The sequence below is a fragment of the Vallitaleaceae bacterium 9-2 genome (assembly GCA_038396585.1).
Classification (GTDB): Bacteria; Bacillota; Clostridia; order Lachnospirales; family Vallitaleaceae; genus UBA1351.
Genome location: CP121691.1, coordinates 1,527,250 through 1,551,303 on the forward strand (window position 1 = coordinate 1,527,250; position 24,054 = coordinate 1,551,303).

Annotated in this window: 29 protein-coding genes; all 29 read left to right on the forward strand. The window is 35.5% G+C overall.

From position 1 onward, the window contains the following. The first annotated feature begins 58 nt into the window (after window positions 1-58). The 29 genes from QBE53_07220 (at window position 59) to tsf (ending at window position 24,037) form a co-directional block, all read left to right on the forward strand. Window positions 59-259, forward strand: coding sequence for a flagellar FlbD family protein (locus QBE53_07220; GenBank protein WZL82893.1), 201 nt, complete (start codon window positions 59-61; stop codon window positions 257-259). A gap of 28 nt (window positions 260-287) precedes the next feature. After that, the gene (locus tag QBE53_07225; GenBank protein WZL82894.1) at window positions 288-1,091 is read left to right on the forward strand and encodes a MotA/TolQ/ExbB proton channel family protein; all 804 of its coding nucleotides are present in this window, start codon (window positions 288-290) and stop codon (window positions 1,089-1,091) included. 2 nt (window positions 1,092-1,093) lie between these two features. Further along, window positions 1,094-2,008 (forward strand): flagellar motor protein MotB, encoded by a 915-nt coding sequence (locus tag QBE53_07230; GenBank protein WZL82895.1) that lies wholly within the window; start codon window positions 1,094-1,096, stop codon window positions 2,006-2,008. Between the two features lie 24 nt (window positions 2,009-2,032). Next, a complete protein-coding gene (locus QBE53_07235; GenBank protein ID WZL82896.1) occupies window positions 2,033-2,530 on the forward strand; it encodes a flagellar basal body-associated FliL family protein in 498 nt (165 codons plus the stop codon). A gap of 35 nt (window positions 2,531-2,565) precedes the next feature. Next, complete coding sequence (fliM, locus tag QBE53_07240) at window positions 2,566-3,552, forward strand: flagellar motor switch protein FliM (protein WZL82897.1); 987 nt, start codon at window positions 2,566-2,568, stop codon at window positions 3,550-3,552. Continuing rightward, the gene (gene fliY, locus QBE53_07245; protein ID WZL82898.1) at window positions 3,553-4,731 is read left to right on the forward strand and encodes a flagellar motor switch phosphatase FliY; all 1,179 of its coding nucleotides are present in this window, start codon (window positions 3,553-3,555) and stop codon (window positions 4,729-4,731) included. A gap of 133 nt (window positions 4,732-4,864) precedes the next feature. Next, entirely contained in the window at window positions 4,865-5,230 is a 366-nt protein-coding gene (locus QBE53_07250) for a response regulator (protein WZL82899.1), read from the forward strand. A gap of 6 nt (window positions 5,231-5,236) precedes the next feature. Beyond that, complete coding sequence (locus QBE53_07255) at window positions 5,237-5,650, forward strand: flagellar biosynthetic protein FliO (protein WZL82900.1); 414 nt, start codon at window positions 5,237-5,239, stop codon at window positions 5,648-5,650. Continuing rightward, window positions 5,631-6,419, forward strand: coding sequence for a flagellar type III secretion system pore protein FliP (gene fliP, locus QBE53_07260; protein ID WZL82901.1), 789 nt, complete (start codon window positions 5,631-5,633; stop codon window positions 6,417-6,419). The genes QBE53_07255 and fliP overlap by 20 nt, the downstream gene beginning before the upstream one ends. A 14-nt stretch (window positions 6,420-6,433) precedes the next feature. Then, window positions 6,434-6,703, forward strand: coding sequence for a flagellar biosynthesis protein FliQ (fliQ, locus tag QBE53_07265; protein WZL82902.1), 270 nt, complete (start codon window positions 6,434-6,436; stop codon window positions 6,701-6,703). A gap of 11 nt (window positions 6,704-6,714) precedes the next feature. Further along, entirely contained in the window at window positions 6,715-7,500 is a 786-nt protein-coding gene (gene fliR, locus QBE53_07270; GenBank protein WZL82903.1) for a flagellar biosynthetic protein FliR, read from the forward strand. Then, a complete protein-coding gene (gene flhB, locus QBE53_07275) occupies window positions 7,497-8,621 on the forward strand; it encodes a flagellar biosynthesis protein FlhB (protein ID WZL82904.1) in 1,125 nt (374 codons plus the stop codon). The genes fliR and flhB overlap by 4 nt, the downstream gene beginning before the upstream one ends. Then, window positions 8,618-10,654 carry a flagellar biosynthesis protein FlhA gene (gene flhA, locus QBE53_07280; protein WZL82905.1) on the forward strand — a complete coding sequence of 679 codons (2,037 nt, stop codon included), beginning with the start codon at window positions 8,618-8,620 and terminating at the stop codon, window positions 10,652-10,654. Before flhB ends, flhA begins: the two co-directional genes overlap by 4 nt. Further along, a complete protein-coding gene (gene flhF / locus QBE53_07285) occupies window positions 10,654-11,937 on the forward strand; it encodes a flagellar biosynthesis protein FlhF (GenBank protein ID WZL82906.1) in 1,284 nt (427 codons plus the stop codon). Before flhA ends, flhF begins: the two co-directional genes overlap by 1 nt. Continuing rightward, on the forward strand, window positions 11,921-12,802 hold the full coding sequence (locus QBE53_07290; protein WZL82907.1) for a MinD/ParA family protein: 882 nt from the start codon (window positions 11,921-11,923) through the stop codon (window positions 12,800-12,802). The genes flhF and QBE53_07290 overlap by 17 nt, the downstream gene beginning before the upstream one ends. A gap of 4 nt (window positions 12,803-12,806) precedes the next feature. Then, complete coding sequence (locus tag QBE53_07295) at window positions 12,807-13,460, forward strand: PilZ domain-containing protein (GenBank protein WZL82908.1); 654 nt, start codon at window positions 12,807-12,809, stop codon at window positions 13,458-13,460. Between the two features lie 4 nt (window positions 13,461-13,464). Continuing rightward, complete coding sequence (locus QBE53_07300; protein WZL82909.1) at window positions 13,465-14,547, forward strand: chemotaxis response regulator protein-glutamate methylesterase; 1,083 nt, start codon at window positions 13,465-13,467, stop codon at window positions 14,545-14,547. Next, the gene (locus QBE53_07305) at window positions 14,548-16,623 is read left to right on the forward strand and encodes a chemotaxis protein CheA (protein ID WZL82910.1); all 2,076 of its coding nucleotides are present in this window, start codon (window positions 14,548-14,550) and stop codon (window positions 16,621-16,623) included. A 17-nt stretch (window positions 16,624-16,640) separates the two neighbouring features. Then, window positions 16,641-17,093, forward strand: a complete 453-nt coding sequence (locus tag QBE53_07310) for a chemotaxis protein CheW (GenBank protein ID WZL82911.1) — start codon at window positions 16,641-16,643, stop codon at window positions 17,091-17,093. A gap of 15 nt (window positions 17,094-17,108) precedes the next feature. Continuing rightward, window positions 17,109-17,744 carry a chemotaxis protein CheC gene (locus tag QBE53_07315; GenBank protein WZL82912.1) on the forward strand — a complete coding sequence of 212 codons (636 nt, stop codon included), beginning with the start codon at window positions 17,109-17,111 and terminating at the stop codon, window positions 17,742-17,744. Continuing rightward, window positions 17,731-18,213, forward strand: a complete 483-nt coding sequence (locus tag QBE53_07320; protein WZL82913.1) for a chemotaxis protein CheD — start codon at window positions 17,731-17,733, stop codon at window positions 18,211-18,213. The genes QBE53_07315 and QBE53_07320 overlap by 14 nt, the downstream gene beginning before the upstream one ends. A 14-nt stretch (window positions 18,214-18,227) precedes the next feature. Further along, window positions 18,228-18,506 carry a hypothetical protein gene (locus QBE53_07325; GenBank protein ID WZL82914.1) on the forward strand — a complete coding sequence of 93 codons (279 nt, stop codon included), beginning with the start codon at window positions 18,228-18,230 and terminating at the stop codon, window positions 18,504-18,506. Window positions 18,507-18,527: 21 nt separating this feature from the next. Further along, window positions 18,528-19,292: a FliA/WhiG family RNA polymerase sigma factor gene (locus QBE53_07330; GenBank protein ID WZL82915.1), complete on the forward strand. Its 765-nt coding sequence runs from the start codon at window positions 18,528-18,530 to the stop codon at window positions 19,290-19,292. Window positions 19,293-19,337: 45 nt separating this feature from the next. Beyond that, complete coding sequence (locus QBE53_07335; GenBank protein WZL82916.1) at window positions 19,338-20,954, forward strand: FapA family protein; 1,617 nt, start codon at window positions 19,338-19,340, stop codon at window positions 20,952-20,954. Between the two features lie 26 nt (window positions 20,955-20,980). Beyond that, window positions 20,981-21,289, forward strand: coding sequence for a hypothetical protein (locus tag QBE53_07340; protein ID WZL82917.1), 309 nt, complete (start codon window positions 20,981-20,983; stop codon window positions 21,287-21,289). Window positions 21,290-21,301: 12 nt separating this feature from the next. Continuing rightward, window positions 21,302-21,841 (forward strand): DUF6115 domain-containing protein, encoded by a 540-nt coding sequence (locus QBE53_07345; protein WZL82918.1) that lies wholly within the window; start codon window positions 21,302-21,304, stop codon window positions 21,839-21,841. A gap of 19 nt (window positions 21,842-21,860) precedes the next feature. Next, window positions 21,861-22,109, forward strand: a complete 249-nt coding sequence (locus tag QBE53_07350; protein WZL82919.1) for a hypothetical protein — start codon at window positions 21,861-21,863, stop codon at window positions 22,107-22,109. A 140-nt stretch (window positions 22,110-22,249) separates the two neighbouring features. Further along, window positions 22,250-22,975, forward strand: a complete 726-nt coding sequence (gene rpsB, locus QBE53_07355; GenBank protein WZL82920.1) for a 30S ribosomal protein S2 — start codon at window positions 22,250-22,252, stop codon at window positions 22,973-22,975. Window positions 22,976-23,110: 135 nt separating this feature from the next. Beyond that, window positions 23,111-24,037 (forward strand): translation elongation factor Ts, encoded by a 927-nt coding sequence (tsf, locus tag QBE53_07360; GenBank protein WZL82921.1) that lies wholly within the window; start codon window positions 23,111-23,113, stop codon window positions 24,035-24,037. Window positions 24,038-24,054 lie beyond the last annotated feature (17 nt).

A 24,054-nucleotide genomic window follows, 5' to 3' on the forward strand; every position in this document is an offset into this window, starting at 1 on the left:
TTGTGGTGTCAGCTGATGACTGGCACCACAAATAACTATGGATTGAAGGTGTGTCAATATGATTTATATCACAAAATTTAACCATCAAAAGATTTTGTTAAATAATGATTTAATTGAGCAAGTTGAAGAAACACCGGATACGGTAATTACCTTGACAACAGGAAAAAAATTAGTTGTCACAGAGTCAATGAATGAAATATATGAAAAAGTCATGAAGAGTAAACAAATAGCTAGACAAGATGGGTTTATTACGGACTGACAAGAATACTTGACGCGAGGTGGAAATAGTGGATTTAGCAACTATAATCGGATTAGTTTTGGGGGTCTTCTTCTTTCTCTTTTCTATCATAGTAGATAAGGGTGTTGGTGGAATTGCTGACTTTTGGAATGTGCCTTCGGTAATGATTACAATTGGTGGAACAATTGCTTCAACGATGATTAACTTTCCTATGAATAAATTCGTCGGAGCGTTAAAAGCATCAGCAATTGCTTTTAAAGTTGTCTTGATGAATGAAGGAGAAGTAATCAAAGAAATTATTCGCTTGTCAAATGTGGCAAGAAAAGAAGGTTTGTTGGCCCTTGAAGAGGCGGCAGAAACTATCGAGGATGATTTCTTGAAAAAGGGCGTTCTATTGATTGTTGACGGAACAGATCCTGAATTGGTTCGAAGTATATTGGAGACAGAATTAACTTTTATTGAGACACGTCATAGAGATGTACAAGGCGTGTGGAACCAAATGGGAGCCTTGGCGCCTGCATGGGGGATGATTGGAACCCTTATTGGGTTAATTAATATGCTTGGAAGTCTAAGCGACCCATCAGCGATAGGACCGGCAATGGCTGTTGCCCTCCTGACAACGATGTATGGTTCTATATTAGCGAACTTTATATGTATACCTTTTGCTGGAAAGCTATCTGTTCGAAGCAATGAGGAACTATTGATGAAAGAAGTTATGATTGAAGGACTGTTATCCATTCAAGCGGGAGAAAATCCACGTGTGATTGAAGAAAAACTAAAAGCGTTCTTATCACCAGTACTTCGAGCATCATTATCTGATCAAAGCGCTGAAGGAGAAAGCGAAGGTGAATAATCATGGCTAGAAAACAACATACGGATGATGGACCTAAAGGATCACCGGCATGGATGTCAACGTATGGAGACATGGTGACATTATTGTTATGCTTCTTTGTCCTTCTGTTTTCCATGTCAAGTGTTGATATAGCAAAATTCAAAGCAGCAATGAGTTCATTTGCTGACCAAATTGATGTATTGCCTGGTGGTGAAGCGTTAACAGATGGAGAGTTGCTTAATAATGGAGTGTCGCAACTGAGTGATATTCAAATCATTATTCAAGGAAATATGAACTTGAATCAAAATCAAGATAACACGTTACCAGAAGACCAAGATACAGATATAGATGAAGATGTAGACAGTCTTGAAGAAAATACAGAAGAGTTTATTCGTGCAGGTAAGATTGCACAAGAGATTGAAGAACAAATTCGTAACGAAGGATATAATGCAGATGTCGTAGCAATATCATACACATCGAATTATGTTAAGATGACATTACAAGGTGAATTTTTGTTTGACAGTGGAAAAGCAAATCTTAGATCTGAAGCAGTAAGTGCAATAGAAGTTATTGCAACGATACTAAAAGAACAACAATACAATGCGTATGACATTCAGATTGAAGGGCACACAGATAACTTAAATATAAATAATGCGCAGTTTCCAAATAACTGGATTTTATCCTCATATCGTGCATATGCAGTTTTAGAAGAATTATTGGAAGCTCATGATTTTGATCCTGAAAAAGTCGCTGCGACTGGCTATGGAGAATATCGACCCATTGCAACGAATGAAACCCTTGAAGGGCGGGCACAAAACCGTCGGGTCGAAATTAAAGTAGTATTAGATTCTGATGAAATTCTTATAGGTGACTCAGTAGAAGAAGAAACTGTTATACAAGGAGCTCAAGAGACACCTAATACTGAAACGTTGGAATAAATAGAAAAAGAATGGAGAACAAATATGAGTAAACTTTTACCAATCATTAACGCCGCTTTAACTGGAATTATACTTGTGATTATGATTATTGTTTTAATTCAAGTCGGGAGTATTCGCTCCACATTGAACCCTGAAACTAAAATGGATGAAAATGGTGAGGTTGTCATTCCGTTATCACAACTTGAAGAAGTCAGCCTTGGTGAAGACGATGAAGATGAGCAGTTTATATTGAAATTGATGAATGAGGAAACTGGAAAGAATGCAAATGTGGTTTTAAAAGTTGGCGTTGCGCTTGACACAAAGAACAAAGGTGCTGAAGAATCACGTGAAGTATTAAAAAGCCAGGGGCGAATTATTCGTGATCGTATTTATTCAATTCTTGTAAGTAAAGACTTGTCTTATTATAAAGACATATCTAAGCAAGAAGAATTAAAACAAGAAATTGTTTTAAAACTTCATGAGCTCATAGGAAATGAAGCCGTTGCAGATGTGTATTTTAATAATTTGATTGTAAGCGAATAATAAACCATTAAATAAATTTGGCAGGAGGTGAGGATATGGGTGAGGTGTTATCTCAAAATGAGATAGACCAGTTGCTTAATGCATTAAATACCGGGGAGCTAGACGTTGAAGAATATAAGTCGAACTCCAAAGAAAAGCAAGTTAAAGATTATGACTTTGCTCGACCGAGTAAATTTGCAAAAGAGCACTTACGGACATTAGAAATTATTTTTGAACATTATGCAAGACTTGTATCAACGACGTTACCTGCCTACATGCGAAACTCATGTCAAGTTGATGTAATCAACTCAGAGGCAGTCGCGTATTCAGAGTTTTCTAATGCATTATCAAACCCTATTCTTTTAGGCATCGTTGACTTTTACCCGTTAAAAGGTAATGTGGTTCTTGATATGAGTATTGATATTGGGTATTCAATTGTAGATCGCTTATTAGGGGGCAAGGGAGATGCGCTTGATAAAGCAAGAGATTTTTCTGAAATAGAGTTAGCAATTATTGAAAAAATTATGAACATTCTCGTAGAGCAATTAATTGATCCATGGAAAAATGTTGTGGAGATAGATCCTAGGCTTGAACAGATTGAAACCAACTCTCAGTTTGCGCAGATTATTGCACCGAATGAAATTATTGCATTAATCACGCTTAATCTTCGAATAGGTAAAGTTGAAGGACTATTAAATGTATGTATACCCTACATGAGTGTTGAACCGATCATGGATAAGTTAAATACGAAATATTGGTTTTCATCTTTGCAAGATACAGATGAAGAAACATATTCGGATATTATTGAGCGACAAATTTCAAAGACCCAAATACCAATTAGTGCAGTACTTGGAAGAAGCCATATTAGTGTCGATGATTTTATTAACCTGCAATATGGAGATGTAATTAAGCTTGATGCCAAGGTAACAGATGAAATTGATATTTTGGTGGGAAATATTAAAAAATTCAAAGGAAATCCAGGTGTGTTTGATAAAAATAGTGCGGTTAAAATATCAAAAGTTTTAAGAGAGGAGGACGATTAGATGGATGATATGTTATCTCAAGAAGAAATAAATGCGTTGTTAAATGGTTTGGATTCAGATGATTCGGATTCGTCCAATACAAGCTCACATGTGTCTGTATCAGAAGAAGAAAAAGATGCAATAGGTGAAGTGTCGAATATAAGCATGGGAACAGCAGCAACAACTCTTTATTCATTGGTGAATCAAAAGGTGTTAATTACGACACCAAAGGTAAAAACGCTTCAGTGGGAAGAGTTTACTGAACAATATGAAACACCATGTGTTGCAGTTCAAATTGTTTATAAAGAGGGATTAGAAGGAACAAATTTACTTATTCTAAAAGAAAATGATGTTAAAATTATTGCAGATTTAATGATGGGTGGAGATGGATTATCACCAGATGAAGAAATTAATGACTTACACTTAAGTGCAATAGGAGAAGCAATGAATCAAATGATTGGTTCAGCTGCAACCTCTATGTCCTCAATGTTTAAGAAAAAAATTGATATACAGCCACCTTCATCATCGCATATTAATTTAAATGAAACTTTTGATCCAATTGAAGTAGCAGAATTCTTGACGGAGACATTTATTCAAGTATCCTTTCGGCTTCAGATAGGGGATTTGGTTGATAGTGAGATCATGCAACTTTATCCTATCGACTTTGCGCAAGATATCTACAAAGAATTTATGAATACAAATGAAGAAGTTGTTGAAAAAGCGGCGGGGACTGCTCAGCCTCAAGAGGCTACATCAGGACAAGCGACTCCACAAGTAGCACCACCACCGATTCAGCCACAACCTCAAGTACAACCGCAGCAACCAGCGATGAACTATGCCAATATGGGGAATCAAAATATGCCTATGCAAAATCAAGGAATGCCAAATAGAAATATCGAAGTACAACAAGCACAATTTCAACAATTTGATGTTGGTAGTGTAATGCAGCAGAAGGAAAATATCGATTTGATTATGGATGTTCAACTTGAAGTTACAGTTGAGCTTGGACGTACACATCGATCGATAAAGGATATTCTTGAATTTGCCCCAGGAACAATTATAGAGTTGAATAAGCTTTCAGGAGAACCGGTTGATGTTCTTGTAAATGGTAAAATTGTTGCAAAAGGTGAAGTGGTTGTTATTGATGAAAACTTTAGTATCCGTGTGACAGAAATTATGAAGGGAAAAACAATCCTTTAATAAGAATACATGGACGTGAAGGAATTGTCGTCAATTCTTCACAAAAATGTTGGCGAAAACAAAAAATGTATGCTTAATGATAGGATATATGCTATAATGATAAACAAATACTACATTGATAAGGAGCGATAAAATGGCGGGAAAAAATATACTAATTGTTGATGACGCAGCCTTTATGCGAATGATGATCAAAGATATTTTAGGAAAAAATGGATATAATGTTGTTGGAGAAGCTGAAAATGGAGTGAAAGCAGTTGAAAAATTTTCAGAGTTATCTCCAGACTTAGTGATTATGGATATAACTATGCCGGAAATGGATGGGATTGAAGCGGTAAAAGCTATTCGTGGAATCAAAAGTAATGCAGACATAATTATGTGTTCGGCAATGGGACAACAGGCAATGGTAATTGAATCGATTCAAGCGGGAGCAAAAGACTTTATTGTAAAACCATTCCAAGCAGAACGGGTTATTGAAGCTGTATCAAAAGTCATTGGATAGTGCTCTATGACGAATGTAGGTTTACTTGTATTGGGAGAACGTGATTCGTTAGAGATGCTGTTTTTATTGATACTCTTTTTGATTATTATAATAGCGGCTTACTATGTCACGTATGTCATTGCGCGTGTTCAAAAAGGTACTAGGACGAATAAAAATCTTGAGATTATAGAAGTCATTTCCTTAGGGCAGTCGAAATATCTTGAGTTAATTCGGATTGGAACTCAATATGTTGTCGTTAGCGTCACAAAGCAACATATTGAGACTGTTTTGACATTAACAAAAGAAGAATTGGTATTACTCGACGACAATCAAAAGCAGAAAATACTCCCTTTCCAACAAATTCTTGAAAAATATAAGACGGATAAAGAAAAGGATGTTAAGGATTGTGGAGACGAGAACGATGAAACAAATGATAAGTAAATATAGACCGATATTAATATTTATAGTATTTGCGCTTGTATGGTACAACTTTTCCATGACATCAATCATGGCGGTTGATGCCCAACAAACACCGATTCCTTTTTCTGTAGATTTAAATTTATCTGCAGCAGAAGAGCCGAGTGATGTTGTAAGTAGTTTGCAGATACTTTTTATTTTGACAATTATTGCATTGGCGCCATCAATCTTAATTATGATGACGTCATTTACACGTATTATCGTTGTTTTACATTTTATACGTAGTGCGTTGGGAACCCAGCAGACGCCGCCTAACCAGATTTTAATTGGATTGGCATTATTTATAACATTTTTTATCATGTCTCCAGTGATGACAGAAATTAATGAGAATGCGCTTGTGCCTTATTCGGCAGGAGAGATAAGTCAACAGGAGGCAATAGAACGTGGAATAGATCCGTTGCGTGAATTTATGATGGGGCAAGTCAATGATAAAGACTTGAATTTATTTTTGAGTATTGCTGAAGTCGATGCGATTGAATCCTATGAAGACATACCTACAGAAGTTTTGATTCCAGCATTTATTATCAGCGAGTTACGTACAGCGTTTATCATTGGGTTTATGATTTATATTCCATTTATTATTGTGGATATGGTTGTAGCATCAACCCTAATGTCAATGGGGATGATGATGTTGCCGCCGGTTATGATTTCTTTACCTTTTAAACTATTGCTGTTTGTTGCAGCGGATGGATGGACATTAATAATCAAGCAACTTGTTGAATCGTTCTATTGAGAAAGGGGTTTATTATGTCAGCCGAGATGATTACTGATTTTGCGAGAGAAGCAGTATTTACTACGATATTGTCAGCATTGCCACTATTATTAACAGCTTTGACAGTGGGACTGCTGGTGAGTGTATTCCAAACAATAACATCCATTCAAGAACAGACACTAGCATTTGTACCCAAAATACTGGCTGTTTTTTTAGGGTTGCTTATTTTTGGACCACATATAGGAAGACAAATATTGGAGTTTTTCACCAATACAATGTTGAGCATTAACCAATTTATTCGATAAGCGGTGTGAACATGGAATTATTATTTGCGAATCCATATACATATTTAGATACACTTTTACTTGTGTTTACTCGGACAATAAGTATCATGATTATGATGCCATTTTTAAGCAACCGAAGTATTCCGGCTATTGCAAAAATTGCGCTTGGTTTTTTTTGCTCCGTGATATTAATAAACATCGTTCCACCATTAAGTGTTGATGGAACTTTTACGCTTGTAGATTATGCAGTTTTGATCATCAAGGAATCAGCTACAGGGTGGATGCTTGGATTTGGAGCATATATTGTATTTGCGATATTGACCTTGGCAGGCCAATTTATTGACTACCAGATAGGTTTTTCTATGGTCAATGTGTTTGATCCAATGAGCCAAACACAACTTACGATTACGGGGAACTTTTATTACTTTACGTTTTTATTGATTTTTTTGGTGACACGTAGCTATGGTTATATTTTTCGGGCACTCAAGACAAGTTATCAATTCATTCCGATAGGTCGTATTGCCCCAAGTGATGCGTTGTATGTTTCTTTAATTGAATATTTTAATACATTTTTCTTATTAGCATTACAAATTGCAGCACCTATATTTTTTGTCATGTTAGTGACAAATGTTGTTTTGGGGATTTTAGCAAGAACGGTTCCCCAGCTTAATATGTTTGTTGTCGGATTTCCGATTAAAATTATTTTGGGATTATTTATTTTATACTTTACATTAGCACTATTTGACAACGTGTCTGAAATCATTATTCGAGAAATAAAATTAATGATGGATATGCTGATTCGAGGGATGGCGCCATGATAGAGACAAGTGAAAAAAAGATGCTTACGTTAAATCTTCAGTTTTTTGCCGAGGATTCAGGTGCGGGAGAAAAAACAGAAAAACCCACAAGCCGAAAGAGGGAAAAATCAAGAGAAGAGGGGCAAGTTGCAAAAAGTATTGAGATTACAACAGCATTTTTGCTCATCACCCTTTTTTATACATTAAAAATTATTGGACCTTGGATTGCTAAGCGTTTGATTGACATTATGCGGGAAGCCTTTTCACTTTTTAAATACGATAATTTGGATCAAGTGTTGGCACATCAAATCTACATGCATTTTGCAGAAAAAGTATTATTAATCATTCTACCTATTTTAGGGATATCATTCGTTGTCGCTTTTGTAAGTAATATTGCACAAGTTGGATGGAAACCAACATTAAAACCCTTGACACCTAAATTGAATCGGCTTAGCCCAATTCAAGGGATAAAGCGGATGTTTTCCATGCGTACATTGGTAGAATTATTAAAATCAATATTAAAAATAGTTATTATTTTACTCATTGTCTATTTTACAATTATCGATTTTGAGAATATGATTTATAATTTTTATCGATTACCTGTTTTTGAAGGGTATGCCATGATTATAAATACAGTATTGGATATGGCGATAAGAGTTGGAATGTACTTTATAATTATTGCAGTTATTGATTATTCCTATCAACGCTATAAGCATGAAAAAGATCTAAAAATGACAAAGCAAGAAATCAAAGATGAACGTAAAATGATTGATGGTAATCCAGAGATCAAAGGAAAGATTAGACAAAAAATGCGGGAAGCTGCGATGCGCAGAATGATGCAAGATATTCCAAAAGCAGATGTGGTTATTACAAATCCCACCCATTTTGCGATTGCGATTGCATATGATGAACACCAATTTGGAGCACCACGTGTGCTGGCTAAGGGGGCTGACCTTGTAGCTGCTAAGATACGTGAACAAGCTAGAGAACATAATATTGAAATTGTTGAAAATAAGCCATTAGCCAGAACGTTATATTATACAGTTGAAATTGGACAAGAAATACCACCAGAACTATATCAGGCGGTTGCAGAAGTATTAGCTTTTGTATATTCATTAAAAAATAGGAGTGCTGTTACATGAAACCAGGAGATATCATACTCGGATTATTTATATTATTAGCAATTGTAATTATGATTATTCCTATTGAAGGAGCAGTCATTAGTTTTTTAATTTCATTAAATCTTTTGTTGGCATTAATTATTCTTTTTAATGCCATGTTTGCGCGAGAAGCTTTATCTATGTCAGCGTTTCCTACAATTCTATTGTTTATGACAGTATATCGCCTTGCACTTAATGTGTCATCAACACGTGCAATATTAACAGGTGGTGAAGCAAAAGCTGGAAATGTTATAAAGACATTTGGCTCCTTTGTAGGTGGTTCGAGTCTAATTGTAGGTGTTGTTGTCTTTATGATTTTAGTTATTATTAACTTTATGGTTATAACTAAAGGTTCTGAGCGTGTTGCAGAAGTTGCCGCACGATTTACGCTTGATGCTATGCCGGGAAAGCAAATGGCTATAGATGCTGATTTGAACTCGGGACTGATTGATGAAGTGCAAGCCAGAGAAAGACGACAGAAAATTCAAGACGAAGCTAGTTTTTTTGGATCAATGGATGGTGCAAGTAAGTTCGTAAAAGGAGATGCAATTGCAGGATTGATCATTACATTTATTAATATTGTTTTTGGGGTTATTCTTGGTGTGGTGATTCAAGGCCAGACGTTAATGGATGCTTTTGAAGAATACACAATTTTAACAATAGGTGATGGTCTTGTAAGTCAAATTCCTGCACTGCTTATATCCCTTGCAACGGGAATGCTTGTAACAAAAGTTTCAAAAGAAGTCGATATCAGTGATACACTTATTCAACAGCTTTTTCAAATGCCTAAGGTTATGTTTCTTGCAGGTGGGGCTTTGACCTTTTTGGGAATAGTCACTCCGTTAAGTTTTCCAATCGTTGGTGGAACCGGAATATTGACGTTGATTGCAGGATATCAAATGCATAAGAATCTAGAGTTACAAGAAATTGTTGATGAAATATCAACGGAAGATGTTGAAGCAGAAGAAATCAGAAAGCCGGAAAACGTGGTCAATTTATTACAAGTTGATCCGATAGAGCTTGAATTTGGTTATGGTATTATTCCTTTGGCCGATGCATCGCAAGGGGGAGACTTGCTGGATCGTGTTGTTATGATCAGGCGTCAAATTGCATTAGAATTAGGTACAATTGTACCCATTATTCGTTTAAGAGATAATATTCAGTTAAATCCCAATCAATATATAATTAAAATTAAAGGCAATCAAATTGCAGAGGGTGAGATTTTGTTTGACCATTATATGGCCATGAACCCAGGGTATATTGAAGATGAAATTGATGGAATAGAAACCATTGAACCTGCATTTAACTTGCCGGCTTTGTGGATTACTGAAAGTCAAAGAGAACGTGCAGAAGCGATGGGATATACTGTTGTTGATCCGCCTTCTATCATAGCAACCCACTTAACTGAAATTATTAAAGGACACCTAGGAGAATTATTGACACGCCAAGATGTAAAAATACTTATCAATAATGTCCAGGAAAATCATCCAACTTTGGTCGAAGAGCTTGTGCCTAAAATCATGACTGTGGGAGATATTCAAAAAGTTTTAATGAACTTGCTTAATGAAGGGGTATCCATTCGTGATTTAGTTTCGATTTTTGAAACCCTTGCAGATTATGGTTTGGCAAATAAAGACCCGGATATTTTAACAGAATATGTACGACAATCCTTAAAACGAACCATTAGCAAAACGTTCTTTGATGAAGAGACAAACCAAGTGTTGACGCTTGATCCATCCATTGAACAAATGCTTATGGACTCAGTTAAGCGAACAGAACAAGGAATGTTTTTAAATTTAGAGCCAGATAAAATCGAAAAAATACTCAATGCGACACACGCAGCAGCGCAAAAGCAAGAAGCGATGGGAAGAACTCCTATTATATTGACATCGCCAATTGCACGTGTATATTATAAACGTTTAATCGAAGAAAGATATCCAGATATTGTGGTTATTTCCTATGGAGAAATTGATAATCAAGCAGAATTACAATCAGTAGGGATGGTGAGCTTTTAATGAATATACATAAGTATAAAGGTCAGACAGAAAAGGAAGCAATGACAGCAATTAAAGCTGAATTGGGACCAGAGGCACTTATTGTAAGTGTCAAACACGTTCGACCCAAAGGTATCTTTAAATTATTTAGAAAATCATTTGTTGAAGTGACAGCAGCCATTGATGATCGAAAAATATCTGAAGAAAATGTGGAAAAATCACTTCCTAAAATACGATTAAGCGCATCAACAATTGAAAAAAACAACCAAACATTTAATGGTCACGTAGACAATGATAGTGATGCCCAATTAGATGAATTTAAACGTTTTATTGAAAAGTTTTCTCAAAAGCAGGAACAGCAGGTTGAACAAGAACCCACAATCCAAGAAAATAAAGTGCAAGAAAAAGAGGAACCAATATCTTCTCCTATAAGTAAGCCATTAGATACTGTTAAGCTAGAGGCTATTCAGGTAGATACCCAAGAAGATACATGTGATACTACAGATATTCCCATGCTCCAAGTTATTTATGAACAACTCATTGATAACGAGATTGATGAAAAGTTTGCGAATGAACTGATGATGGGGCTAGTTGAGTATGTTCAAAAAAATGAAACCAATATTGATGATATCGTATCGATTATTTATAAAAGAATCGTTAAAAATATGTCGGATTATGATACAATAGATATTAACAAAATGAATAAAAATATTTTCTTTATTGGTCCTACAGGGGTTGGAAAAACAACAACCATTGCAAAGATTGCTTCGTTGTTTTCGCTTAATCATGGAAAAGATGTTGCCTTGATTACATCCGATACGTATCGTATCGCAGCGGTTGAACAGTTAAGGACATATGCAAATATTCTTGGCATTCCGATAAAGGTCGTTTATTCCAAAGAAGAAATGATGGAGGCTATTGAATATTTTTCGGATAAAGAGCTTGTGCTGATTGATACAGCCGGACGTTCATACAAAAATCAGGAACATCAATTTGAACTAAAAGAGCTTTTGGATGCAGTAGTTGATAAAGAGGTGTTTTTGACATTAAGTGTAGCAACCAAGTACAGAGATATGCTTAAAATGGTTAAAATCTATAAGGCTATGACAGACTTTAGAGTGATTTTTACAAAACTGGATGAAACCATAAGCTATGGAAATATTTTTAACATTCGTAAGGCAACAGGTATCCAATTGTCCTATATCACATTTGGTCAAAATGTGCCGGATGACATCAGTGAAATTAATCCACATGATATAGCCAAAAGTCTTTTAGGAGGTGAAGCCATTGGATCAGGCAACTAATCTCCGAAATATTGTTAAAAACAGTCAGCTTGCAAATCGACGTCGTGCAAAAGTCATAACAGTCACTTCTGGAAAAGGCGGCGTTGGAAAATCTAATATTTCTGTGAACCTAGCCATACAAATGCGAAAAATGGGAAAGAGTGTCGTTGTTTTTGATGCTGACTTTGGTCTTGCCAACGTAGAAGTTATTTTTGGCGTTGTACCAAAATATAATTTGTTTGATATTATATATAACAATAAAACCATTAATGAAGTATTAACCAATGGTCCTTTGGGCATAGAGTTTCTTTCGGGAGGCTCTGGCGTCAAAGAATTACTTAAGTTAGATAAAGTTCAAATTGAGTTTTTAATTAATAAACTGGCGGAGTTAGACCGCTATGCAGATGTTATTATCATAGATACAGGTGCTGGAATCAGTGATGCTGTACTTAGCTTTTTATCGGCTTCACACGAGGTACTTTTAGTTACAACACCAGAGCCCACATCGGTTACAGATGCATATGCGGTTTTAAAAGCGATTCGAAATAACAATATTGAAGAGATTCAAGGACACATCCATGTTTTAGTGAATCGTGTGCGCAGTGAAAAAGAAGGGCGTGAAATCTTCGATAAACTGGACAAAGTAAGCAAAAAGTTTTTAGATGTTGAATTAAGAACAATTGGATTTTTGCCTGAAGATCGATTTTTGCCTCGAGCGGTTATTGAACAAAAGCCAATTTCAATTTTATATCCGAAAGCTAATATAGTTAAAAGTTTTGAAGAAATAGCGTTAAAAATGATGGATAATTACGAGACAGAAGAAAAGACATCACGTGGACTAGGAAACATTTTTGCGAGTTTTTTGCGACATAAAGATTGGAGGTAAATTTATGCAGACTTCTATAAAACTTGGTGACAAAATAGAATTAGTAAAAAAGACGGATTTGCTGGATGCAGACATATATTTTAGTATGATTTATAGTATAGATGATGAATTGTTACGGATACAGGCACCTATTGAAAGTGGAAAAATTATTCCATTAGAATTTGATGCTACATATTATATGAATGTATATACAGAAAAAGGATTATTACGTGCTGAAACGGTATTAGAGCAACGTGAAAAAACGGAGCACCTTCATATTCTTGCGATGAAACCGTTAACGATGTTTAAAAAATATCAGCGTCGACAGTATTATCGATTAAATTGCACCTTAAACCTTATTTTTCAAGATGCTCAAACTAAAGAGGTTGGTGAGGGAACGGTACTTGATATAAGTGGTGGAGGAATGCGGTTTTCAACAGACAAACAACTAAGTGAAGAAGAAGTCATTACGTGTCATCTTTGCCTTCGACTTAAGGAAGAAACAGTCGACCTTGATGTTAAAGGCAAAATTATTCAAAGTAAAATAATTGAACCGGAAAAGATTGCATTTCAAAATAGGCTCGAATTTATTGATTTATCTTTAGAAAAACAAGAGACCATAATAAAGTTTATCTTTGAAGAAGAAAGAAGACGTCGTAAAAAAGAAAAAGGGATGTGAAGACATGGAAACTAAGAAAAAAATACTGGTAATTGATGACTCTGCATTCATGCGAAGGGTAATATCTGATATAATTAATGGAGATACAAGATGTGAAGTCGTTGGTACAGCTGCAAATGGTGAAGATGGTTTAAAACTTATTGCAGAACTTAAGCCGGATGTAATTACCTTAGATGTTCAAATGCCTATTATGGATGGCTTGACAATGCTAAAAACCATGAAGAAAAAATACAACATCCCTGTGATCATGATGAGTACATTAACAAAAGAGGGCGCCACAGAAACTATACAATCCCTTGAACTAGGAGCATTTGATTTCGTCGCCAAGCCAGATAATATTTTTAAAGTAAATTCTCAAGAGATTCGAAAAGAACTTATTGAAAAAATTATGGCAGCAACACAGTGTTGCGTAAAATATGAGGCGCCACAAAAATCAAGAGTAATACGTAAAATCGAACCATCACAAGAAGTCGTAAAACCGACTCAGCGTAAAGTATCTAATGACAAGGTATCAAAATTAGTCGCGATAGGAACATCAACAGGAGGTCCTAGAGCTCTACAGTACTTGTTGCCATATCTTCCAAAAGATATTGATGCAGGTATTGTTATTGTACAACATATGCCGCCAGGATTTACGAAGTCTTTAGCCGATCGGCTGAATAATCTTAGTCAAATTCAAGTCAAAGAAGCGGAAGACGGAGAACGGATACTAAAAGGGACTGCATATATTGCTCCAGGTGACCGCCATCTTGTCGTTAAACAAAAAGGACATGACTATGTTGTCCATCTGTCGGATGGGCCAAAGGAAGGGGCACATAAGCCTTCTGTCAATGTCATGATGACATCTCTTAGCGATATATCAATACAGCACTTGATCGGCGTCATTATGACGGGGATGGGTGCTGATGGACGCGATGGTCTTGCTGCCCTGAAACAAAAACGCGATATTCATGTTATTGCACAAGAAGAAACGTCTTGCGTAGTATATGGGATGCCAAAAGCAATCGTGGAGGCAAAATTAGCAGACGATATCATTCCTCTTGATCAATTAGCAAAAGTAATAACAAAAAAAGTGGAGGTGCTTTAAATGGATGTATCACAATATCTCGAAATATTTATTGAAGAAGCAAAAGAACATTTACAAAACTTAAATGAAGCCTTATTGGAAATGGAAAAGTCAGATGATAATAAAGACTTGGTCAATGAGATATTTAGAGTTGCACACACCCTAAAAGGTATGGCTGCAACAATGGGATTTAAAAAAATGACAGTGTTGACACATGATATGGAAAATGTACTGTCAGAAATACGAAATGGGAAAATCAATATATCCGCTGAGCTTTTAGATGTATTATTTCAATGTCTAGATGCTTTGGAGCAATATATTGATCAAATCATAGAGACGGGGACGGAAGGCGACAAAACAAATCAGCCGATTATTGATCGTCTAAACCTTATTCTAGAAGGAAAAGACGCAAAAGCATCTCAAGAAGACGAAAAGCCTAGTGAAAGTGAAAACTCGCAAGAGCCTCAAGCAGAAGCTCTCAAAGATGATCAAGAGACAATAAAACGTAAGCACAAAATGCTGTCATTTAATGAATTTGAAAAAAATGCAATTCTAAAAGCGCAAGAAGAAAGTTACAATGTATACGGTATTACTATTGTAATTTCAGAAAGCTGCGTTTTAAAATCAGCACGTGCATTTATTATCTTTAGAACGCTAGAGGGATTAGGTCAAATCATAAAATCCCATCCATCGGTTCAAGATATAGAAGATGAAAAATTTGACTTGGATTTTTCGGTTTTCTTAATTTCAAGTGAAAGCCAAGACAAGTTTTTAAAAGAATTAAATTCAATTGCGGAAGTTGAAGAAGTTTACGTAGATGAAATTCATCTTGAAGGAACGGTTCAAAATTTTGAAGCGAAAGAACATAAAGCGCAAGAGGGTGAACAAGAAGAAGATCAAGATGTAAAACCAAGCAAAGAAAAAGCTGATAACAAAGGACAGGCGCCAACGAAACCAAAGGCAAATAGAACCGTTCGTGTGGATATAGAACGCTTAGATAATCTGATGAACCTTGTAAGTGAGCTTATTATTGTAAAAAATGGTCTAGAGACTGTAGAAAATAACAATCAAAATATGAATGAACAAATTGAATATTTAGAGCGTATTACTACGAATCTCCACGACGCCGTTATGAAAGTACGAATGGTTCCTGTAGAGCGTGTCTTTAACCGATTCCCACGACTTGTTCGTGACTTGGCTCGAAAACTAAATAAAAATCTTGAATTGCATATGTCTGGAGAAGAAACTGAACTTGACAGAACCGTTATTGATGAAATTGGAGATCCTTTAGTACATTTAATTCGAAATGCATGCGACCATGGGCAAGAGATGCCTGCTGAACGTAAGAATAGTGGAAAAAGTGAAATCGGAAATGTATATCTTGATGCATACCAAGATGGCAATAATGTTGTCATTGAAGTTGCAGATGATGGTAATGGAATCGATGTTGAAAAAGTAAAAGCCAAAGCACTTAATAATGGTACAATAACAAGAGATCAAGCAGATGCCATGAGTGATCAAGACATTGTTGAACTTTTATTTAAACCAAGCTTTTCTACAGCGGACCAAATATCTGATGTTTCTGGTCGAGGTGTAGGTCTTGATGTTGTGAAGACAAAAATCGAAGCTTTGGGAGGAGATATTGAAGTTAAAACCAAACTTGGTAAAGGATCGAAATTCATTATTCGACTACCATTGACACTTGCGATTATTCAAGCATTGATGGTACGCTTAGAAGATGAAAAATATGCGATTCCACTAAATACCATTCAAAATATCGAAGATGTTAAAGTGTCAGATATTAAATATATTCAAAATCAAGAAGTGATTAACTTACGCGGTCATGTTATTCCTATTATTCGTTTAGATGGTCTATTAGGCATTGAAAGAGAAAGAACAGAAGAGTCTATGACGGTTGTTATTGTTAATAAGGGAGATAAACAAGCAGGATTTGTTGTTGATGGACTTATTGGCCAACAAGAAATCGTCATTAAAACATTAGGAAAATACTTGACGAACATAAAATTAATTGCCGGAGCGACAATCTTAGGTGATGGTGAAGTTGCGCTTATCCTAGACGTCAATTCACTAGTATAAACAGGAGGTGCAATCGGATGGAAACAAAACAAATGAAAAATGAAGATATCAAACAATTTATCGTGGTTAAATTTGGGCATGAGCAATATGGAATTAATATTCAAATTGTTCAAAATATTGTAAGAATGCCAAATATCACACGTGTTCCCAATGCTCCTGCATATATTAAAGGGGTTATTAACTTACGCGGGGAAATTATTCCTGTGATGAGTGTTCGCGTGAAGTTTGAATTAGAAGAAGATCAATTTACACATGCGACTCGAATCATTATTGTCAAAGTTGATGGCAATGCTATTGGATTAATTGTTGACGAGGTTTTAGAAGTTATACAACTATCAGAAGCTCAAATTGAAAAAATTGTCAGCGATGCGGATGATGAAAAGTCAAAATATGTATATGCAGTCGGAAAAGTAGGAGAAGAATTAGTAACGTTGTTAAACGTAGGTTCAATCATAGGGGTTGAAGAATAAGAAAGGTGAGCGAATATGAGCAATTTGGATTATAATAGCTTAGATAGCATGCACCTAGATATTTTACGGGAAATCGGAAATATAGGTGCTGGAAATGCAACAACAGCGCTTTCTCAAATGATTAATAAGAAGATTGACATGGGTGTTCCACAAGTCAATGTATTAGAATTTAAAGAACTAGCAGAAGTGCTGGGAGGAGCAGAGAATCCTATTGTCGGAATTCTTATAGGCGTTGAAGGTCAGATTAATGGAATGATGATGTTTGTCCTTGAACAAAAATCGGCCCATAATCTTGTCAATATGCTTATGGAAAGAGACATAGATCGATTTGAAGATTTTACGGAAATGGATTTGTCTGCTCTAAATGAAATCGGCAATATCATTGCTGGTGCCTACCTTTCATCTCTTTCGACACTTACCAATTTAAAAATTATTGGTACAGTTCCTAATATGGCGATTGATATGGCTGGTGCAATATTAAGTGTTCCGGCAATAGAGTTTGGAAAAGTTGGTGACCGTGCACTTTTGATTCAGACAGATTTCGGTGGCGAACTTGAGCGTGTGTTCGGATATTTTATATTAATTCCCGAATTAGATTCGTATGCTGAAATTTTAAAAAGTTTAGGGATTATTCCAGATGACAATGATTAAAGTCGGAATGGCAGATCTAAATGTTTGTAAGTCACCAGATGCCCTTACTACGCTCGGTTTGGGCTCGTGTATTGGAATTATTCTCTATGATCAAAGAACAAAAGTTAGTGGACTTGCACATATTATGTTGCCAGACAGTACACAAATTAAAAAAAATGAAAATAAAGCAAAGTTTGCAGATACTGCTATTATTGAACTCATAAAGGCAATGGAAAAAATGGGGGCGAGTAAATTACGATTAGTCTCTAAGATTGCAGGCGGGGCTCAAATGTTTTCATTTAGTGGCAATAATGATATGATGCGAATCGGAGAACGTAATGCAGAAGCGACACGAAAGATACTTCATGAATTAAATATCCCAATTCTTTCAGAAGACTGCGGGAAAAATTATGGAAGAACCATTGAGTTTTATGCAGAAACTGGAGAATTGCATATTAAGACAATAGGTAAAGAAATAAAAATTATCTAAGGCTAGGTGAAGATATGCGTATTCGTAATATAAACATAAGTTTGATGTTGATATCAGGTATAATTGTAGCAATATATAGTATTGTGTATAATTATTCGACAATTCGAATAATAATTACAATGCTTATTGTTATGATTTTATTTTTTATCATTGGAACGATAATACAATCTCTATTAAATACTATTATTGAAAAAAACACCTTGGAACAAACAAAAGGAATAAATGAAGAATTAGATGAGGAAGTCAAAGAATTAGAAAATATTACTCCTGATCCTGAGCAAGAAAAAGAGTAGGAATAACATAAGGAGGATAGTATGAATGATGCAGCAAAAAATCGATTATGGGAACAATATTCTAAAAATAAAAATCCACAAATTAAAGAACAACTGATTATTGAATATGCGGGACTAGTTAAACTAGTGGCGGGACGCTTAAGCATGTATCTTGGGAATAATGTAGAGTTTGATGACTTGACAGGGTATGGGGTATTTGGACTAATTGATGCCATTGATAAGTTTGATTACTCGAAAGGGATTAAGTTCGAGACATATGCATCATTAAGAATACGCGGGTCCATTTTAGATAATATACGAAAAATGGATTGGATACCAAGATCGATTCGCAAAAAGCAAAAAATGATTGAAGCAGCAAAACTAAAAATAGAAAACGATTCAGAAGAAAGCATTACAGATAGTCTCATCGCAGAAGAATTAGAGATATCTGTTGAAGAATTATATAAATGGCAAGATCAAACGAAAGCACTGAATCTATCCTCACTGGAAGAATTTGTAGAGCAAGGTGGCGAAGTAACATCGGATAAAGTGATGACAAAAAGATTTGATCAACCGGAAAAAGCACTTGAAGAAGAGGAAATGAAGAAAATACTGATCAAAGCGATCGAAGGACTAACAGAGAAAGAAAGAAAAGTCATTACATTATACTATTATGAAGAATTAACCTTAAAAGAAATTTCTCTCATAATGGAAGTATCAGAATCGCGAATCAGTCAATTACATACACGTTCATTAAAAAAAATGAAAGAAGTCTTAGGCGAGGATGTGGAGATATTCCAAACATGACGATATAATATATATATCAATATAAAGTTCACTGGAGGTTTTACAATGAGCAATACAGCGTTTGATGGATACTATACAATTATTGAAAAGACAGATGGTCACTATCTTGAGATATATGCACCCGTTGACGAAGGTAAGCCCGTAAATATAGAAGCGATTAAAGATGAACTACGAAAAAGTGGAATGCGAAATGTTGACTATGATCAACTTCAAGAAGAGATTAATTCCATGGAAGAAAAACTTGTGATTAAAATTTCAGAATCTGAAGATTTTGCAGAGATCAATGGAAAGCAAAATTCATATCGAATTGAAGTAACCGATAATTGGATGGAAGCATATATCACATTTTATCCGGATGCAGATACAGACAAGATTCCTCTAAATGATGTATTAGATGAGTTGGGACAACGTGGCATTAAGCATGGAGTCAAGCTTGAATATTTGGAAGAAGTACTGATTAATCATGAATATAATATTCCGTATGTGATTGCTAGAGGAGATGACGTAATTCCAGCAACACCAGGAAAAATAGAGATTTTCTTTAAAACCAATACGGATATGAAACCGGAAGTCGATGCCAATGGAAATGTTAACTTTCATAAGCTGAGTGTTATAAGCTTAGTTAAGGAAGGAGACCTGCTTGCGCGTCTGATACAAACTCAGCCAGGTATGCCTGGGATTAATATTAAAGGTCAAGAACTTTTGCCGGCAAAAGGGAAGCCAATACGTATACGCTATGGAAAGAATACGCGTATCAATGAAGAAAAAACAGAATTATATGCAGATAAAAGCGGACTTGTGAAAGTCGTCGATGAAAAAATCATTGTTAACAATATTTATGAAGTTGCAGGTAATGTGGGAAGTTCAACAGGGGATATAACCTTTGATGGATCTATTGTTGTCCATGGAAATGTTATAACAGGTTTTCGGGTTGAAGCGACAGAAGACATTGAAGTTATGGGTGGTGTTGAAGGCGCAACAATACTTGCAGGAGGCATGATAACACTCCATAGTGGGATTCAAGGAATGGGAAAAAGTAATATTCAATGTGGTGGCGACTTGCATACAAAATTCATTGAACAAGCAGATGTAGCGTGTGGAGGGAATATCTATAGTGAAGCTATCCTACATAGTAAGGTGTCTTGTAAAGGTGAGATTATAGTTGATGGAAAAAAAGGAATGATCTCAGGTGGAAATGTACGTGCAGGACAATTAGTCTCAAGTCGAATCTTAGGCTCCCACATGGGTACGGTAACAGAAGTTGAAGTGGGAATTGACCCGGCATTACTTGAAGAATATAATGAACTACGTAAAGGGTTAGGCAAGATAAAAGAAGAAGCACAAAACCTTGAAAAGGTAATTTTGCTCTTGAATAAACGTAAAGAAATGACTGGCGAACTGGATGAAGAAAAGGCAGAAATGTATAAATCAGCAGTACGTAATAAAGTGTTTTTGACGAATAAGATTACGAAAAATGAACGTCGAATTCAAGAATTAAAAGAAGAAGTAGAACACAGAAATTCAGGCTTAGTCAAAGTATCTGGAAATGTATATCCAGGTGTAAGAATTGGTATAGGAAATGTATATTACTTTGTTAAAGAGGAAGTAAAATACGCAGCGTTTTATAAAGATGGTGTTGATGTTCGCATGCGAGCATTATAGAATACGACGGGTAAGGAGTTGATGATATGTCCATAAGACCTTTAGACATGCAAGTTATGGTACCCAAACTTCAGGAGGTATCTCAAATTAAACATGCACAAAATCAGCGGTCAAACCTTGAACAAAGTCATATTGCTTCTCAAAATGAAAAGAATGTACAACACAATCAAAAAAGTGTGGTAAAATCTTTTGAGGACCAAAAAGCAGACCAAGAAGCGGATGCAAAAGAAGAAGGAAAAAACACATATGGATATCAACCACCAAACAAAAAACAAAAGCAGAACAAAGAAAAGAAAAAACCAAAAAGCTATCATAAAATTGATGTACGCATATAGTGAGGAGACGTGATGACAAGTTTTGACGGTTTACTATTCACATTAATTTCCATTGGTGGTTTGTTGATTGTAATTAGTTTTTTTGCCATACGCAGCAATAAAAAACAGAGCATAAAAAATGTGCAGAGTGCTTCTGAACAAGAGGAATCCACCTATGATGAAGTTCGCAACAAGATATTAGAATTAAATGAATACGGAGAATATCTTAAGAGTGAACTTGACGGAAAACATAAGGAACTTTTGTTCTTATATCAAATGCTTAATGAAAAAGATAAAGAGCTACGAGAAAAAAATCAACATGCTCAATCAACAGTGACAGAACATGTGCCAGGGCAAGCGGCAGAGCATGTGACAAAGCAAGTGACAGATATGAATCAGGAAAATGTAGAACAAGAAGATTTTGAACAAGATGAGATTGAGCAATATAGAGATATGCAGTACAATAAAAAAATTATTGAATTATCCATATCCGGATATTCAAATCAAGAAATTGCACGACAATTAAATATTGGAACAGGACAAGTTGAGTTAGTGTTAAATTTATTCAAATAAAGGCAAAAGGGATGAATGTATGAAGAAGGATAATGTTTTATGGTTGATTCAAGGGATAGGTATGGGACTGGTTTTAGCAGGTATCATCCTATTGATTTGGAAAGAGCCATTGGCAAAGAGTTTTCAAGACAACATATCCACAGAAACCATTAAAGAACGCGCTGAAGCACTAGGAATGATCCCTTTAAGTAAAATGGAAGATGTTTACCTTTCTGACGAAACGGTCATTGAAAAAGCAAAAGAGTTAGGGATGGAATTTATTGATTAAAAACTACTTGTGTTTTTTAGAGGTATGTGGTAAACTATCAGACGGGTAAAAAAGCACATATGATGATTTTTGGTAGGGTGCCGAATGGTTTGCCAAGAAGAAGAGTCATATGGAAGAAGATAACCAATGGAGGTAGAAAAATGAGTGTTATTTCAATGAAACAATTATTAGAAGCAGGTGTTCACTTTGGACATCAAACAAGACGATGGAATCCTAAAATGGCTGAGTATATTTATACTGAGCGTAATGGAATCTATATCATCGACTTACAACAAACAACAAAGCTAATTGATAAAGCTTATGATGTTGTTAAAGAAGTTGTTGCAGAAGGTGGAAAAGTTCTTTTTGTAGGAACAAAAAAACAAGCTCAAGAAGCAATTCAAAAAGAAGCAGAGCGTTGTGGAATGTTCTATGTTAACAACAGATGGTTAGGTGGTATGTTAACAAACTTCGATACAATTCAAAGCCGAATCAATCGTCTTAAAGAAATTGAAAAAATGGAAGAAGACGGTACATTTGACGTGTTACCTAAAAAAGAAGTTATTGGCTTACGTCTTGAAATGGAAAAACTTGAGAAAAACCTTGGTGGAATCAAAGAAATGAATGGTGTACCAGACCTTATCTTTATCGTTGATCCTAAGAATGAGCGAATCACAATTCAAGAAGCGCATATCCTTGGCATTCCTCTTATCGGTATCGTAGATACAAACTGTGATCCAGAAGAGATTGATTATGTAATTCCTGGTAATGATGATGCAATTCGTGCGGTTAAGCTTATTACTTCAACAATGGCTAATGCTGTTATCGAAGCAAATCAAGGTGCACAAATGAATGTTGATGAAGAGGCAGAAGTACCAGCTGAATAAGTTCATAACATTTGATATCAGGTTATGTATAATATAAAACTGAATGCTTCAACATATGTTGAAGCATTTTTAATACACATTATGTTTTTAATGGATTTTAATGAATATTAATGAATATATATGGAGGTAATGATTATGGCAGTAACAGCAGCATTAGTAAAAGAATTACGTGAAAGAACAGGCGCCGGAATGCTTGATTGTAAAAAAGCATTAACTGAGACTGACGGAAATATTGAACAAGCAATTGAAGTGTTACGTGAAAAAGGACTTGCAAAAGCAGCTAAAAAAGCTGGCCGTGTTGCAGCAGAAGGTATGGTTGCGGCAAAAGTATCTGATGATCATAAATCAGCAGTTCTTGTTGAAGTTAACTCTGAAACAGACTTTGTAGCAAAAAATGAGAAGTTCCAAGTATATGTTGGACAAGTTGCTGATCAAGCAATGAAAACGACTGCAGCAGACATTGATGCTTTCTTGGCAGAACAATGGATTGCAGATGAATCAAAAACAGTTCAAGATGAACTTAATGCTCAAATCGCAGTGATCGGGGAAAAACTTAGTATTCGTCGTTTTGAAAAAGTAACAATCGACAATGGTGTAGTTGCTTCTTATATTCATGCTGGCGGAAAAATTGGGGTATTAGTTGAAGCTGCAACAGATGTTGTAAATGATGATGTTCAAGAGGCTCTTCGTAATGTTGCTATGCAAATTGCAGCGTTGCCACCAGTATATCTTAGCCGTGATGAAGTGGATGCAGATTATATTGAATCAGAAAAAAATATTCTTAAACAACAAGCAATTAATGAAAATCCAGATAAGCCAGAAAATATCATTGACAAGATGATTATCGGACGTTTAAATAAGCAATTAAAAGAAGTTTGTCTTCTTGATCAAACTTACGTAAAAGACAGTGATTTAACAGTGCAAAAGTACATTGATCAAGTTGGCAAGAATGCTGGTACATCAATTACATTAAAATCTTATGTACGGTTTGAAACAGGCGAAGGTATAGAAAAGAAAGAAGAAAACTTCGCTGAAGAAGTTGCTAAACAAATGCAACAATAATTTGAACTGAAATTGTT

Bases quoted from the DNA above. Each gene is read 5' to 3' on its own strand.
- QBE53_07220 (WZL82893.1), top strand. From the start codon at position 59: ATGATTTATATCACAAAATTTAACCATCAAAAGATTTTGTTAAATAAT.
- QBE53_07335 (WZL82916.1), top strand. From the start codon at position 19,338: ATGAGCAATACAGCGTTTGATGGATACTATACAATTATTGAAAAGACA.
- flhA (WZL82905.1), top strand. From the start codon at position 8,618: ATGAAACCAGGAGATATCATACTCGGATTATTTATATTATTAGCAATT.
- fliR (WZL82903.1), top strand. From the start codon at position 6,715: ATGGAATTATTATTTGCGAATCCATATACATATTTAGATACACTTTTA.
- QBE53_07300 (WZL82909.1), top strand. From the start codon at position 13,465: ATGGAAACTAAGAAAAAAATACTGGTAATTGATGACTCTGCATTCATG.
- QBE53_07345 (WZL82918.1), top strand. From the start codon at position 21,302: ATGACAAGTTTTGACGGTTTACTATTCACATTAATTTCCATTGGTGGT.
- QBE53_07330 (WZL82915.1), top strand. From the start codon at position 18,528: ATGAATGATGCAGCAAAAAATCGATTATGGGAACAATATTCTAAAAAT.
- QBE53_07305 (WZL82910.1), top strand. From the start codon at position 14,548: ATGGATGTATCACAATATCTCGAAATATTTATTGAAGAAGCAAAAGAA.
- QBE53_07315 (WZL82912.1), top strand. From the start codon at position 17,109: ATGAGCAATTTGGATTATAATAGCTTAGATAGCATGCACCTAGATATT.
- flhB (WZL82904.1), top strand. From the start codon at position 7,497: ATGATAGAGACAAGTGAAAAAAAGATGCTTACGTTAAATCTTCAGTTT.
- rpsB (WZL82920.1), top strand. From the start codon at position 22,250: ATGAGTGTTATTTCAATGAAACAATTATTAGAAGCAGGTGTTCACTTT.
- fliP (WZL82901.1), top strand. From the start codon at position 5,631: ATGAAACAAATGATAAGTAAATATAGACCGATATTAATATTTATAGTA.
- flhF (WZL82906.1), top strand. From the start codon at position 10,654: ATGAATATACATAAGTATAAAGGTCAGACAGAAAAGGAAGCAATGACA.
- QBE53_07340 (WZL82917.1), top strand. From the start codon at position 20,981: ATGTCCATAAGACCTTTAGACATGCAAGTTATGGTACCCAAACTTCAG.
- QBE53_07295 (WZL82908.1), top strand. From the start codon at position 12,807: ATGCAGACTTCTATAAAACTTGGTGACAAAATAGAATTAGTAAAAAAG.
- QBE53_07310 (WZL82911.1), top strand. From the start codon at position 16,641: ATGGAAACAAAACAAATGAAAAATGAAGATATCAAACAATTTATCGTG.
- fliM (WZL82897.1), top strand. From the start codon at position 2,566: ATGGGTGAGGTGTTATCTCAAAATGAGATAGACCAGTTGCTTAATGCA.
- fliQ (WZL82902.1), top strand. From the start codon at position 6,434: ATGTCAGCCGAGATGATTACTGATTTTGCGAGAGAAGCAGTATTTACT.
- QBE53_07350 (WZL82919.1), top strand. From the start codon at position 21,861: ATGAAGAAGGATAATGTTTTATGGTTGATTCAAGGGATAGGTATGGGA.
- QBE53_07255 (WZL82900.1), top strand. From the start codon at position 5,237: ATGACGAATGTAGGTTTACTTGTATTGGGAGAACGTGATTCGTTAGAG.
- QBE53_07325 (WZL82914.1), top strand. From the start codon at position 18,228: ATGCGTATTCGTAATATAAACATAAGTTTGATGTTGATATCAGGTATA.
- QBE53_07230 (WZL82895.1), top strand. From the start codon at position 1,094: ATGGCTAGAAAACAACATACGGATGATGGACCTAAAGGATCACCGGCA.
- QBE53_07250 (WZL82899.1), top strand. From the start codon at position 4,865: ATGGCGGGAAAAAATATACTAATTGTTGATGACGCAGCCTTTATGCGA.
- tsf (WZL82921.1), top strand. From the start codon at position 23,111: ATGGCAGTAACAGCAGCATTAGTAAAAGAATTACGTGAAAGAACAGGC.
- fliY (WZL82898.1), top strand. From the start codon at position 3,553: ATGGATGATATGTTATCTCAAGAAGAAATAAATGCGTTGTTAAATGGT.
- QBE53_07320 (WZL82913.1), top strand. From the start codon at position 17,731: ATGACAATGATTAAAGTCGGAATGGCAGATCTAAATGTTTGTAAGTCA.
- QBE53_07235 (WZL82896.1), top strand. From the start codon at position 2,033: ATGAGTAAACTTTTACCAATCATTAACGCCGCTTTAACTGGAATTATA.